Raw genomic sequence first — 13,154 nt, forward strand, 5'->3', positions numbered from 1 at the left:
GCTTGGCCTTGGGGAGCTTCGGCTTGGCCGCCTCGGCCTTGGCGGCACGGGCCGCCAGCGTCTTGGCACTCGGCGCCCGCTTGCGGCGCGGCGCCGGCGCGGCGGTCTCGGCGGGGGGCGCGGTCTCGGCCGATGCCTCCGCCGTCACCGCCGCGGGGGCGGCGTCCGTCGGAGCCTCGGTGTGTTCGGTCTCGGCCGCGCGCGGGGCGGTCGCGTCGCTATGATCGCTCAACGTGCTTGGTTCTCTGCATGCCTCGGACCAGCCCGCCACCTGCTTGCCCCCCGGATGAACCGGGACGCGTACTCGGCGGGGGCGCCCCACAGGCGCGGCAACAGGCGCTTGGCGGGGCCGGGCGGGATGCAGGCCATATGCGCCGCAATGCGCCGGAAATCAAGGCAAGACGGCCTGGACGCCGCCGCCGCCCCGCCATAGGGACGGCGCATGACCGCTCCGCCCGTGCTGCTGCTGCTTCCCGGACTGCTTTGCGATTCCAGGCTCTGGCGCGACCAGGTCGCGGCCTTCTCCCCTTCCTTGCGCTGCGTCGTCGCCGACCTGGCGCTGGATGACAATCTCGGGTCGATGGCGGCCCGCGCGCTGGATGCCGTGCCGGGTGACGCGCCCATCTGCCTCCTCGGCCTGTCCATGGGCGGCTATGTGGCGCTGGAGGTGATGCGCCGCGCGCCGTCGCGCATCGCCCGCCTGGCGCTGATGGACACCTCCGCCCGGCCGGACACGCCGGAACAGGCGCGGCGCCGGCGCGGCCTGCTGGCGCTGTCGCGGTCCGGCCAGTTCCGCGGCGTCACCCCCCGCCTGCTGCCGCAGCTGCTGCACCCGGAGCACTTGGCGGGCCCGCTGGGCGAGGAGGTGCGGGCGATGGCGGAGCGCCTGGGCCGCGAGGCCTTCGCCCGCCAGCAGCGCGCCATCCTGGCGCGCCCGGACAGCCGCCCGGGCCTCTGCGCGATCCGCGTGCCCACCCTGGTCGCGGTGGGCGAGGCCGATGTGCTGACGCCGCCCGAACTGGCGGCGGAGATCGCCGCCGGCATCCCCGGCGCCAGCCTGCACCGCATCCCGCGCACCGCCCACCTGCCGCCGATGGAGGATCCTCCGGCGGTGAACGCTCTGCTGCACGCTTGGCTTGCCCCCGCCCTGGCGGCGCCGCAGCATGACCCTGCCTGAGGAGATGGCGATGGCCGAGACCGATATCCTGGTGACCCGCGAATCCCGCCGATCCTTCGGCCTGCTGCGCGGTGGGCTGGCCCTGCTGATGCTCGGTCTGCCCTTCCTCGGCCGCCAGCGCATCCGCGTGACGTCGGAGCGCGTGATCGTGGAGGAAGGCTTCTGGACCAAGGTGCGCGACGATGTGGAGGTCTTCCGCATCCGCGACGTGGTCTCGAAGCAGGCGATCTGGCACCGGCTGCTGGGCATCGGCGACGTCGTCATCAAGGCGACCGAAGGCAGGGCGGAGGAGACGCACACGCTGCGCGGCGTGCCTGACCCGGTCGCGGTCAGCGAGGCGATCCGCGCCGCCTGGAACGCCAGCGCCCGCCCCCGCGGCAGCACCAACCTGGACTGAAAGCCCCCTCCGCCCAATGGGGGGAGAGGGCCGGGTGAAGGCGCCGCGCCGTCACACCACCTGGTTGACCAGCGCCTGCCCGGCCCGCAGCCGCGGCAGGTTGGCTTCCAGCAGGTCGAGCACATTGCCCTCATAGGCCCGCGTCTCGCCGCCGGTATGCGGCGTGATGAGGACGTTGGGCAGGCTCCAGAGCGGGCTCGATTCGGCCAGCGGTTCCTCCGCCGTCACGTCCAGCGCCGCCTGGCCGAGCTGGCCGGAGGCCAGCGCCGCGACCAGCGCCGCCTCGTCGCACACCGCCCCGCGCGCCACATTCACCAGGCTTGCCCCCGGCTTCATCGCGCCCAGCGCCGCGGCGCCGATCAGGCCGCGCGTCTCCGGCGTCAGCGCGCAGGTCAGCGCGACGATGTCGGCCCGCGGCAGCTGTGCCATCAGCGCCTCCATGCCGTGGATCTCATCCGCCCCTTCCGCCCCCTTGGCCGGGTCCTGGCGCAGCCCGATCACGTTCATCCCGAAGGCCTTGGCCAGGCGCGCCAGCCGCCCGCCGATGCGGCCGATGCCCACCACCAGCAGCGTCTTGCCGCCGAGTTCATCCTCGCGCTGCGTCAGGTCGCCGATCATGCCGCGCCAATGCTTCCGCACCTGGTTGTCGCGCGCCTGCGGCAGCAGCCGGGCCTGCGCCAGGATCAGCGCCATGGCGTGTTCCGACACCGCATTGGCGTTGGCACCCTGCGCGGAGGCCAGGCGGATGCCGGCGCTGCCCAGCACGGCCCTGTCGTACTGGTCCACGCCGGCGCTGATGGACTGGATGAATTGCAGCCGCGGCGCCTTCGCCGCCAGGTGGTTGCGCCACATGCCGGAGACCAGCAGCACATCCGCCTCGCCGATCCGCGCTTCCAGCTCGTCCAGGCTGCGCACCTCGAAATGCTGCAGCCGGCCGCCGCGCTGCGCGTACCGCTCGGCGAAGCGGTAGGCGACATGGGCGAAGCAGAGGGTGAGCTGGTCGTCCGGCGGCAGCATCGGTCAATCTCCGGGTTGGGCAGGCGACAAGACAGCCAGCCGCGCCGTCAGGCAACCCCGTCGGCGGCCTCGCGGGCCAGCAGGGCGCGGGCCAGGCGGTCGAACTCCGCGATCGTCAGCGTCTCCGCCCGCCGCTCCCCATCGATGCCGGCGGCGTCCAGCAGCGCCTCCGCCTGGCCGAGCTGCTTCAAGGACCCGCGCAGCATCTTGCGCCGCTGCCCGAAGGCGGCGGCGGTGGTGCGTTCCATCGCGGCAAACAGCGCCGGCCCCGGGTCTTCGGCGTGCGGCGTCAGGCCGACCATGGCCGAGAAGACCTTGGGCGGCGGGCTGAAGGCGCCGGGCGGCAGGCTCAGCAGGAATTGCGCGCGGCACCGCCATTGCGCCAGCACGCCGAGCCGGCCGTAGGCGTCGCTGCCCGGGGCGGCACAGATCCGCTCCGCCACCTCCTGCTGGAACATCAGGGTCATGCCCTCGATGCCCGCAGCCTGGCGCAGCCAGGCGACCAGCAGCGGCGTCGCCACATTGTAGGGCAGGTTGGCGATGATGCGGCGCGGGGCCGGCAGGGCCGCCAGCGGGTCCAGTTCCAGCGCGTCGCCTTCCAGCACCGTCAGGCGCCCGGGGTGGTGGGCGGCCAGCGCCTGCTGCGCCGCGATCGCCCGCCGGTCCAGCTCCACCGCCAGCACCTGCGCGGCCGGCGTCGCCAGCAGGGCACGCGTCAGCCCGCCGGGTCCGGGCCCCACCTCCAGCACATGCCGGCCCGTCAGATCCCCGGCGAGCGCTGCGATCCGGGTGCAGATGGCCGTGTCCAGCAGGAAATGCTGGCCGAGCGACTTGCGCGCATCCAGCCCGTATTCGCGAACCGTGTCGCGGAGCGAGGGCAGCGGGGGAAGCTCAGACATGCCGGCCCACGCCCGCCCTCGCGGCAGCCATGGACGGCCCTGCGGCGGCCATGGGCCGCCGGGGCGCCGAACGGCGCCCGCCGCCAGGGCGGCGAGCCAGGCGGCCGGAGGCGGCGCCCGGCGCCCGAGGGTCTGGAAAGGCTGATCCAGGCAGAAGCCTCAACTACGCATCTCGATCTGGGCGCGTCGCCGCAGGTCGCGCTGCAACTGGCGCGACAGCAATTCCACGCGGTCCCGCACCAGCTGCTGGCGCGCCGCGTCCGGCGTCAGCTCCGCCTGGTTCCGGGTTTCCCGCGTGCAGACCATGATGACGGCCACGCCGTCCGGCGCGATCACCGGCTGGCTGGCGCGCCCGGGGGTCAGGCCGGCGATCAGCTGGCGCAGCGGCGGCGGCTGGATCGCTTCCAGCCGGACCTCGCCCGGATTCGGGTCCCGGCCGCTGCCGGCGGCGCGCGCCGCGGCCTCCACCGCCTCGCAGCCCCGCGCCGAACCGGCGAGGTTGCGGGCGCGTTCCACCGTCTGGACCTGCTGCGGCGTCGGGCTGTTCGGGTTCAGCGGCTGGCTGAACGGGAAGAAGGCCTGGCGCAGCGTCAGGATCGTCGCCATGTCGCGCCCCACTTCCCGCCGCTGGCGCAGCGCCACGATCTGGAAGCCGCCGGGCACGCGGATGGCATTGCTGACGGCGCCGGGCGGCATCTGGGTGACGATGGCCGCCACCTCCTGGTCCAGCGCCTCCGCCCCCACCCAGCCCAGGTCGCCGCCCTGCAGCGCGGTCTGGGCCTGGCTGAACTGGGTCGCCGCCACGGGGAAGGGCACGCCGCGGCGCAGCTGGCTGACCACCTCGTCCACGAAGCTGCGGACCTCCGCCTCCTCGCCCGGGTCGTCGACGGGGATGAAGATCTCGCTGACCAGGAATTCCGGCTGCCCGGTGCGGGCGCGCTGGCTGGCGATCAGCTCCGCCACCGCGGCCTCCGCCGGGTTCGCCTGCGGGCCCAGCAGCTGGCGGATCAGCCGCGCCCAGCCGATCTGCACGCGGATCTGGTCATACAGCACCCGCGGTTCCACCCCGGCGCGGCGCAGCTGCGCCACCAGCCCGCCGGCGGGCAGGCCGTTGCGGCGTTCCAGCTCCTCCACCGCCTGGGCGATATCGGCGTCCCGCACGGGAATCCGGCGGCGCTGGATCTCCTGCATGCGCAGGCGTTCATCCACCAGCAGGCGGGTCACCTGCGGGGTCAGGCGCTGCAGCACCTCCGGCGTGATGGTCAGCCCGGCATTGAGGGCAAACAGCCGGCGCCGGCCATCGACATCGGCGCGGGTGACGATGTCCCCGTTCACCACGGCGACGATCGAATTCACCCAGGGGGCGTTCGCCCCGGCGGCGCCCTGCACGGCCGGGCGCGCGCTGCCCTGGGCCAGGGCCGGCGGGGTGGCGAGGGCGCTGCCGGCCAGGGCGGACAGCAGCAGCAGGGCACGGGCGGGATGACGCATCGCGCTTTCCTAGAGCAAAGCCGGCCGGGGCGAAATCACCCGGCCGCCGGCAATCGCGGCGCGCAACGGATTTGCCCGCGTCACAGCGCCCGCAGCCCGAAATCGCCGATGGTCTTCAGCCCGATGCGGAACAGCAGCAGCGTGCCGCCGGTGTAGTCCGCCAGCGTGGTGGGGTCTTCCGCCCAGCTGCGCACGAAGCGGGTCTCGAAGATGAAGCACTCATCCTCGTAGGTGGCGGAAAGCTGGGCGGAAACCGGGCGGTCCAGGCCGATGTCGTAGCGGCCGAACAGGCCGACGCGCCAGTATTCGTTTACCCGGACATTGGCGCCGAGCGAATACTCCTCCCGCTTCCTGGTGGTGACGTTGGGCGCCGGGTTGGTCAGCAGATAGCCGCCCGAAAGGCTGAACGGCCCGCCATAGACGGTGGCGGTGCCGTCCCACAGACGGCCCTCGCCGGATTCCTTGTCCAGCCGCGCCCGCCCGACCATCTCGAACCACGGCACCGGCGCCAGCCGCAGCCGGCCGACATAGTCCGAACGACGGCCTTCCAGGCCGGACCCCTCGGCGAAGGTCTCGTCGGTGGCCATGCGAACGGACTGGCCGACCAGCCCTTCCACCTGCCCGCCATTCGGGAACAGCCAGGCGCTGCGCATCGCGTAGTCCACCCGCGTGCCGCCTTCCAGCCGGTCCCGGCCGGGGAAGCGGTTCAGGCTGAACAGGTTGGCGTCGGTGAACTCGAAATCCAGGCTGTCCTCGTTCGGGAACCGCACCTGGGACCCGGTGGAGGGCCCGGTGACGAACTGCACCCGTGGCTCGATCAACTGCGATCCGTATTCGCCGGCGCCACGCACCAGCGGCAGCCGCCAGTCCAGCGCGCTGCGGAGATGCGCGCGGCCGTAGAAGCCGTCGCCGGCCGCATCGCCATAGGTCGGCGCCAGGGCCAGCCCGTCCACCCAGCCGCCGATCAGGTCGGCATGGGTGCGGAAGGTCCAGATCTCGCCCAGGTCGCCCACCAGCGGCAATTCATAGGCGGCACGGGTTCCGGCGCGCCGCGTATCCGTGCCGGCGCTGCGGAACAGGCTGTAGGCCGAGGCGTCGATGCTGAAGCGCCCGCCCAGGCTGTCATTCGGGAAAACGTAGTCGGCGAAGAAGCGCGGCAGCACGAAGGGCGTCAGCGCCGTGGAATTGGCCGCGTCGAGGCCCTGGTACAGCAGCGTGTCGATCCGCGCATAGCCCTCCGGCCCCCAGAACCCCTCGGCATAGGCGGTGCTGGTCAGCACCCGCGGCGCCCCGTAGCGCCAGGCCTGGACGTATTCGCGCGATGAAGCGCGGTTCAGCGCGAAGCCGGCGCGCCAGTTCTCATCCAGCGTGAACCGGCCGCGGGAGAAGATGTGGCCGCCGAAGCCGTCCGCGTCGGTCCCCTCCAGGCTGCCCAGCGAGCCCTCGAAGCTGACCTCGCCATTGTTGAAGCGCCGGCGATAGACGCCACCCAGGTTCGGCACCTGCTCGGAGGAGGCGGTGACGCTGATGGTCGCATCCGAATGGTCGTCGATCGCCCAGTAATAGGGTACCTCCAGGAAGGCGCCGAGGAAGCGGGTGGTGCCGAAGGTGGGCGACAGGAAGCCGGAGGCGCGTGGCGCATCCGGCGAGGCATGGCTGAAATAGGGCGTGTAGAGCAGCGGCCAGCCGCCGAATTCGACGGCCGCGTCACGGTAGCGCACCCGCTGCTCGACGCTGTCGAGCGTGGCGATGCGGGCGCGCAACTGCCACAGCGGCGGCCGCGTCGGGTCCTCGGCGCAAAGGTCGCAGGAGGAATAGACCACCCGCGCCAGGTCGGTGACGGTGCCGCCGGTACGCCTTGCGCCGGCTGCGGCCAGCCTGGCGTTGGAGGTCAGCAGCCCGCGCAGCCCCTCGATCGCCGCGTCACGCATGCCGCCGGCCAGCTCCACCCGGTCAGCGAACAGCGTCTGCCCATCGGGCTCGATCAGCGCGACATTGCCGGTGGCGGTGGCGATGCCGGTATCGCGATCATAGGTGAACTCATCGGCGCGCAGCACCCGGTCGCCCTGCCAGGCCTCCACCCGGCCACGGGCCGTGACGACATTGCTGCGCTGGTCGTATTCCACCTCCTCCGCCGTGAAGGTCACCGGCCCGTCGCCCACGGCGCGGTTGCCGAGGCCGGGCAGACCCTGCTGGGCGCTGGTCCCGGCCGGGGCCAGCACCAGGACGCCGGCGGCCAGCGCCAGCAGCAGCGCCAGCGCGCCGTGGCGGGCGCGCCGGGGCCTGGCCGGGGCCAGGGCGACGGGCTGCAGCACCGGCCGCAGGGCCGGCGGCAGCTTGCCGCGCGGCCGCGGCGGCGGCAGGGTCCCGGGCCGGGACGGCGCGGTCGGCGGCATCAGCCATCCTCCAGGTGCAGCAGCAGGGCCAGCGCCAGCAGGAGCCCGGCGAGCGTCGGCGCCCAGGCCGCCAGGATCACCGGCAGCGAGCCGGCTTCGCCCATTTCATTGCTGACCTTGTCGAGGACGAACAGGGCGAATCCCGCCGCCACGCCGCCGCCGATCATCTGCGCCACGCCGCCGCGCCGCGTCTGGCGCATGGAAAATCCGGCGGCCAGCAGCGCCATGCCGAGTGCCAGCGCCGGCAGGGCCAGCAGCGACTGGAACTGGATGCGGTGCCGCACGGCGGAGAAGCCGGCTTCCTCCAGCACCGCGATGAAGCGCGGCAGCGCCCAGAAATCCAGGGTTTCGGGGGAGGCGAAGCTGTCCTGGATGCGGTCCGGCGTGAGCTCCGTCGGCAGCGCCAGGCGCATCGGCGGGCGGGCCAGGCGGTCGGCGCCGAAGCTGACGGCGGCCTCCATCACCCATTGCCCATCGACCAGCCGTGCCACCGGCGCCTCGATCCGCGCCAGCGGCCGGTCATCGGCGGAAAGCCGCCAGACCGTCACCTCCTGCAGCTCGAATCGGGGGGCGCCGCGCAGCACCGGCTCGCTGTCGCGCATCGCGACGGGGCGGCCGGAGATGATGGCCACCCCCTGCGGGTCCAACGCCCGGTCCGCCTGGCGCAGCCAAAGCCGCCCACCGGCCAGGGAGGAAAGCCCGCCGCCGGTGCGCAGGAAATTCTGGTCCATCCGTTCCGCCCGCGCCAGCAGGGCGGAGGAGATGGGCGAGATGCCGAAGGTGCCCAGCATGCCGAGCAGCACGGCCACCGTCAGCGGCCCGGTCAGGAACCCCCAGGCGGAGATTCCGGCGGCCCGCGCCACGATCAGCTCGGAGGACCGGGTCAACCGCCAGAAGGCGACGATGCCGCCCAGCAGGATGGCGAAGGGCAGGATCTGCAGCGCCACGAAGGGCAGCCGCATCGCCGCGATCTCCAGCGGGATGGAAAAGCCGACATTGGGGCGGGTGGCGGCGCGGCGCAGCAGCTCGATGAAGTCGAACAGCGCCACCAGCCCGATCAGCCCGGCCATGACGATCAGCGTGCTCGCCAGGAAGTTGCGCGCCACATACAGCGTCAGGGTGGGGGTGACGACCATGCGCCTCAGGGCCTGTGAAAGGATCGGGCTTGGGAATCAAGACCCGTCGGCATGATCGGGATGGTAGGGGGATTCGGGCCCTTCGGGGCAATCATCCGCACGGGCTCAGCCCGCCGCGGCGGGGCTGTGGGCGCGGAAGCGCGGCAGGCCCGGCGCGCCCACCAGCCACCAGGCCGCCACCACGCCGGGCAGGGTGGCATGCAGCCAGATCAGCCAGACGAAGCTGTTGTCGCGCGTCGCCAGGTTGCCGATGGTCAGCCCCACCGCCAGCAGACCCACCACCAGCCCGACGCCGGAGGCCAGCCGCAGCCCGCCGCCATGCCGGCGGAACTGGCCGGTCAGCGCCACCGCCAGACCGACCAGGGCGAAGGTCATCGCCGTCAGCGGCGCCGACAGGCGCTGATGCGCCTCGCCCACGAAGCGGGCGATCTCCCGCGGCCGCAAATGCTCCTCAGGGTCCGGATGCAGCAGCTCCGCCACGCTGCGTTCGCGGGAATCGCGGAACCGCACCTCCTCCTGCCGCGTGGCGCGGGCCAGGTCGACGCTGTTTTCCTGGAAGCTCAGCACCGAAAGCCGCATCCGCGGGGGCGTGCCCGGCGGCGCATCGGCCGGCGGCGGCACCCGCTCCATCTGCTGGCGCACGCCGTTCTGCAGCGTCACGCGCGGGCCGTGCGGGCCGTTGGTGATGCGGCCGACCTCGGCCAGGATGGTGGCCGGCGCCCCGCGTTCGCGCGCATCATGCACCAGGATCCCGCGCAGCGTGCCGTCCCGGTCGCGCAGCCGCGCATAGACCGTCAGATCCCCGCCGACCGAGGAGAAGACGCCTTCCTGCACCAGGATGGCCGCCATCTCGTTGCGGATCTCGTATTGCCAGATGCGGAAGGCGGTGTGCGACATCGGCACCAGCCACAGGTTCAGCAGGTAGCCGATGCCGACCGAGGCCAGGGCCAGCAGGAAGGCCGGGCGGCCGAGGCGGAGCTGGGACAGGCCGGCCGCGCGCATCACCACCAGCTCCCGATCCGTGTTCATCCGCACATAGACGAACAGCACCACGACGAAGGTGGTGATCGGCAGGATCACGGCGAAGAAGCCCGGCAGCATCAACCCGGTAAGCTGCACGAAGACGGCCAGCGACAGGCCGCGGTCCAGCACCAGCTCGATGAAGCGCAGCGACTGCGTCAGCCAGACCAGGGCCGCCAGGCCGAAGGTCACGGCCAGCAGCCCACCGATCAATTGGCGCAGGATGTAGCGGTCGATGCGGGTCATCCGCTGGCTTCTACCAGCCCGGGGGCATCCCCTGCAAAGCGGCCCACCCTCATGGCCCCACAATGGCGGCAAGGAAGCGGGCAATGACGGGGGCGGGCACCAGCCGCGTTCGCGCCGGCCCCGGCCCCTCATCCCGGTGGCTGACCAGCCCGGCCAGGCAGCCCGACCCTGCCTCGAACACCGCGCCGCCCGATTCGCCGGGCATCAGCCTCTCCGGAATCTCCAGATAGGCGCCGAATCGGGCATCGGGGTCCGCCACCGGGGCCAGGATGCGGGTGCGCAGCGAGCGCCGCGGCGTCACCAGCAGGGCCGGCGTGCCGGGCGGCGGCAGGGCAGGGCACAGCGCCGCCGCGCCCAGCCGGGGCAGGGCGCGGGCCGGGCGCAGCAGCGCCACATCTTCCCCGCCCAGATAGCGTTGGCCGATGCCGCGATCGATGCGGTCCTGCCCGGCGCGCACCAGCCGGGCCGGCGCCGGGCTGCCGGCCACCGCCAGCACCAGCGGCCCCGCCCCCGCAGGGCAGACGCCGCGGGACAGCTGGACGGAGCCATCCACCACATGCGCCGCCGTCACGAAGCGCCCGCCACCCAGATGCACCGCGCCCCCGGTGGCCCGGCAGCGCACCGATTCGCCGGACTGCACCGCTGCCACCGCGCCGGCCGCGGCCAGCGCCGGGTCCACGGCGCGCGGCCGCGGCGCGGCGCAGCCGGCCAGCGCCAGCAGCGCCGCGAGGGCCAGGCCGGCCTTCAAGCGCGGTGGTTGCCGCCCGCGGGGAAGACCTTGCCCGGGTTCATCAGCCCCCAGGGGTCGAGCGCCGCCTTGATGCGCTGCATCGCATCCAGCTCCGCCCCGCCGCGCCATGCCGGCATCATGTCGGTCTTCAGCCGGCCGATGCCGTGTTCCGCGCTGAACGACCCGTCCATCTCACGGACGATGTCGTTCACGCAGTCCATGATATCGTGGCTGCGCGCCAGGAAGGCGCCAGCGTCCATGCCCGGTGGCTGTTCCAGGTTCATGTGGATGTTGCCGTCGCCGATATGCCCGAAGGGCACCGGCCGGCTGCCCGGGATCATCCGCACCAGGGCCTCGGAACAGCGCCGGATCATCTCCGGCACGCGGGAGACGGGAACGGAGACGTCGTTCTTCACCGAGGCCCCCTCCCGCTTCTGTGCTTCCGGATGTTCCTCCCGGATCTTCCACAGCTTCTGCGCCTGGGCCTCGGATTCGGCCAGCACGGCGTCCAGCACCTCGCCCGCCTCCATCGCCTCTGCCAGCAGCGCCTCCGCCATGTCGCGCAGCGCCGCGTCGGGGCGGGGGGAGGCGAGGTCCACCAGCACGTAGTGGTCGGCGCGGGTGGAGACCGGCAGGGTCACCCCCTCGATGTGCCGCAGGCAGAAATCCACGCCGGTGCCGGACATGTACTCGAAGGCGCGCACCGCGCTCTCGTCGCGGTCGCGGAAGCGGCGGAACAGGGCCAGCGCCGAATCCTCGTCGGCCACGGCGCAGAAGGCCAGCGCAGTGTCGCGCGGGCGCGGATACATCCGCAGCACGGCGGCGGTGATGAAGCCCAGCGTGCCCTCCGCGCCCACGAACAGGTGGCGCAGCGCATAGCCGGTATTGTCCTTGCGCAGCCGGCGCAGCCCGTCCCACACCTGCCCGTCCGGCAGCACCACCTCCAGCCCCAGCATCAATTCGCGGGCATTGCCGTAGCGCACCGTGGTGTTGCCGCCGGCATTGGTGGACAGCACGCCGCCGATGGTGGCGGTGCCTTCCGCGCCGAGGCTCAGCGGGAACAGGCAGCCGGCCTCTGCCGCCGCCACCTGCGCCGCCTTCAGCACCACGCCGGCTTCCGCCGTCATGGTCAGGTCCACCGGATCCAGCGCGCGGATGCGGTTCAGCCGGGCCAGGCTGACCACCACCTGCCGCCCCGTCTCGTCCGGCACCGCGCCGCCGACCATGGAGGTATTGCCCCCCTGCGGCACCATGGCGACGCCGGCGGCGGCGCACAGCTTCACCGCCGCGGCGAGTTCCGCCGTATCCGCCGGGCGCACCACGCAGGGCGTCGCCCCGCGGTACAGCGCCCGCCAGTCGGACAGGTGCGGCGCCAGATCCTCCGGCGCCGTCAGCAGGCCACGCGGGCCGAGCAGGTTGCCCAGCGCCTCGATCAGGCCGGGGGAGGGGGTGGCGGAGGTGTCAGGCATGGTCCCGCTTCACGAACAAGGTTGCTACACTACAGGAAGAGCGCCCCCAGCACCGCCCCCACCCCCAGCACCCAGAGCGGCGAGGCTTCGGTGCGCCAGACGAACAGGGTGGAGCCGACGGAGACCACCACCGCCAGCCAACGCACCGCCGCCGCCTGCGCCAGGATGATGCCGGAGGAGAAGATGAGGCCGACGGCCACCGGCACCAGCCCCCGCTCCACCACCCGCAGCCAGGCAGCCCCCGCCAGCCGCGTGCGCAGCCGCGCGAAGCCGTAGGCCAGCAGCCCGGCCGGGCCGCACATCGCCAGCACCGCCGCCAGCATGCCGGCCAGCCCCGCCACATGCCACCCGATCAGCCCCACCACCAGCACATTCGGCCCCGGCGCCGCCTGGGCCAGGGCGAACAGCTGCGCGAAGCGCGCATCGGTCATCCAGCCATGCACGTCCACCACCAGCCGGTTCATCTCCGGCACCACGGCGATGCCGCCGCCGATGGCGATCATGGAGATGCCGGCAAAGCCCACCGCGAGCTGCCAGAGCGGATCCTCGCTCATCGCCGCGTCCACCAGGCGGCGGCGATGCCGAAGGGGGCGAGGCCGAGCACGATGGCCGGCAGCGGCAGCCGCAATACGGCCCCCGCCAGCAGCGCCGCCAGCCCGACGGCCAGGATCGGCCAGGCCGGGCGCAGCTTTTCCGTGATCTTGGCCGCGGTGCCGAGGATCATCCCGGCGGCGGCGGCGGCGATGCCGGCCAGCACGGCCTTCACCACCGGCACCTCCCCATACTGGTCGTGCAGCATGGCCAGGCCCAGCAGCACCAGCATCGGCCCGCCGAACAGCCCGACGCTGGCGGCCAGCGCGCCGGGGCCGCCGCGGAAGCGCTCGCCCAGGTGGATGGCGACGTTCAGCGCGTTCGGGCCCGGCAGCACCTGGCCGAGGCCCAGCACCTCGGCATATTCCTGCTCCGTCACCCAGCGCTTCTCCTCCACCAGCACCCGCCGCGCCCAGGCATTGACGCCGCCGAAGCCGATCAGGCCGATCCTGAGGTAGGTGAGGAACAGCGCCGCCACCCCGGGCCGCGGGCGCGCGGGCGGGGCCGGTTCCGACTCCTGGGGCGGATTGTCTGCCATTCCCGCATAGGGGCCACGCCGGCGCGGCGGATCAAGCCCCCGTTCCCGCC

12 protein-coding genes and 1 pseudogene are annotated in these 13,154 nt (G+C 73.0%); 2 read left to right on the top strand and 11 right to left on the bottom strand.

Annotated elements, in window-relative coordinates; translation table 11 throughout:
- Positions 1 to 232: pseudogene (locus tag HEQ75_RS13005) on the bottom strand (hypothetical protein); the annotation flags it as partial.
- Between the two features lie 210 nt (positions 233 to 442).
- On the opposite strand from HEQ75_RS13005, the gene HEQ75_RS13010 reads away from it, so the two are divergent.
- Both HEQ75_RS13010 and HEQ75_RS13015 read left to right on the top strand, forming a co-directional pair.
- The gene (locus HEQ75_RS13010) at positions 443 to 1,177 is read left to right on the top strand and encodes an alpha/beta fold hydrolase (protein WP_168031145.1); all 735 of its coding nucleotides are present in this window, start codon (positions 443 to 445) and stop codon (positions 1,175 to 1,177) included.
- Positions 1,164 to 1,574 carry a PH domain-containing protein gene (locus tag HEQ75_RS13015; RefSeq protein ID WP_168031147.1) on the top strand — a complete coding sequence of 137 codons (411 nt, stop codon included), beginning with the start codon at positions 1,164 to 1,166 and terminating at the stop codon, positions 1,572 to 1,574. The genes HEQ75_RS13010 and HEQ75_RS13015 overlap by 14 nt, the downstream gene beginning before the upstream one ends.
- Before the next feature lie 51 nt (positions 1,575 to 1,625).
- Here the strand turns inward: HEQ75_RS13015 and HEQ75_RS13020 are convergent, their stop codons facing one another.
- The 10 genes from HEQ75_RS13020 to HEQ75_RS13065 all read right to left on the bottom strand — a co-directional run bounded on the left by HEQ75_RS13020 (position 1,626) and on the right by HEQ75_RS13065 (position 13,104).
- Positions 1,626 to 2,591, bottom strand: a complete 966-nt coding sequence (locus HEQ75_RS13020) for a D-2-hydroxyacid dehydrogenase (protein ID WP_168031149.1) — start codon at positions 2,589 to 2,591, stop codon at positions 1,626 to 1,628.
- A 47-nt stretch (positions 2,592 to 2,638) separates the two neighbouring features.
- The gene (rsmA, locus tag HEQ75_RS13025; RefSeq protein ID WP_168031151.1) at positions 2,639 to 3,490 is read right to left on the bottom strand and encodes a 16S rRNA (adenine(1518)-N(6)/adenine(1519)-N(6))-dimethyltransferase RsmA; all 852 of its coding nucleotides are present in this window, start codon (positions 3,488 to 3,490) and stop codon (positions 2,639 to 2,641) included.
- Positions 3,491 to 3,649: 159 nt separating this feature from the next.
- Positions 3,650 to 4,978 carry a peptidylprolyl isomerase gene (locus HEQ75_RS13030; protein WP_168031152.1) on the bottom strand — a complete coding sequence of 443 codons (1,329 nt, stop codon included), beginning with the start codon at positions 4,976 to 4,978 and terminating at the stop codon, positions 3,650 to 3,652.
- An 80-nt stretch (positions 4,979 to 5,058) separates the two neighbouring features.
- Entirely contained in the window at positions 5,059 to 7,374 is a 2,316-nt protein-coding gene (locus tag HEQ75_RS13035; RefSeq protein ID WP_209318529.1) for an LPS-assembly protein LptD, read from the bottom strand.
- Positions 7,374 to 8,510: an LPS export ABC transporter permease LptG gene (gene lptG / locus HEQ75_RS13040; protein ID WP_168031154.1), complete on the bottom strand. Its 1,137-nt coding sequence runs from the start codon at positions 8,508 to 8,510 to the stop codon at positions 7,374 to 7,376. Before lptG ends, HEQ75_RS13035 begins: the two co-directional genes overlap by 1 nt.
- Positions 8,511 to 8,615: 105 nt before the next feature.
- On the bottom strand, positions 8,616 to 9,776 hold the full coding sequence (locus tag HEQ75_RS13045) for an LptF/LptG family permease (RefSeq protein WP_168031156.1): 1,161 nt from the start codon (positions 9,774 to 9,776) through the stop codon (positions 8,616 to 8,618).
- Between the two features lie 49 nt (positions 9,777 to 9,825).
- Complete coding sequence (locus tag HEQ75_RS13050) at positions 9,826 to 10,524, bottom strand: trypsin-like peptidase domain-containing protein (RefSeq protein WP_168031158.1); 699 nt, start codon at positions 10,522 to 10,524, stop codon at positions 9,826 to 9,828.
- Positions 10,521 to 11,975: an FAD-binding oxidoreductase gene (locus HEQ75_RS13055; protein WP_168031160.1), complete on the bottom strand. Its 1,455-nt coding sequence runs from the start codon at positions 11,973 to 11,975 to the stop codon at positions 10,521 to 10,523. Before HEQ75_RS13055 ends, HEQ75_RS13050 begins: the two co-directional genes overlap by 4 nt.
- Before the next feature lie 29 nt (positions 11,976 to 12,004).
- Positions 12,005 to 12,529: a chromate transporter gene (locus HEQ75_RS13060; RefSeq protein ID WP_168031162.1), complete on the bottom strand. Its 525-nt coding sequence runs from the start codon at positions 12,527 to 12,529 to the stop codon at positions 12,005 to 12,007.
- Positions 12,526 to 13,104, bottom strand: a complete 579-nt coding sequence (locus tag HEQ75_RS13065) for a chromate transporter (RefSeq protein ID WP_168031164.1) — start codon at positions 13,102 to 13,104, stop codon at positions 12,526 to 12,528. The genes HEQ75_RS13060 and HEQ75_RS13065 overlap by 4 nt, the downstream gene beginning before the upstream one ends.
- Between the last annotated feature and the right edge of the window lie 50 nt (positions 13,105 to 13,154).

The organism is Falsiroseomonas selenitidurans (assembly GCF_012103215.1).
GTDB classification, from domain to species: Bacteria; Pseudomonadota; Alphaproteobacteria; order Acetobacterales; family Acetobacteraceae; genus Falsiroseomonas; species Falsiroseomonas selenitidurans.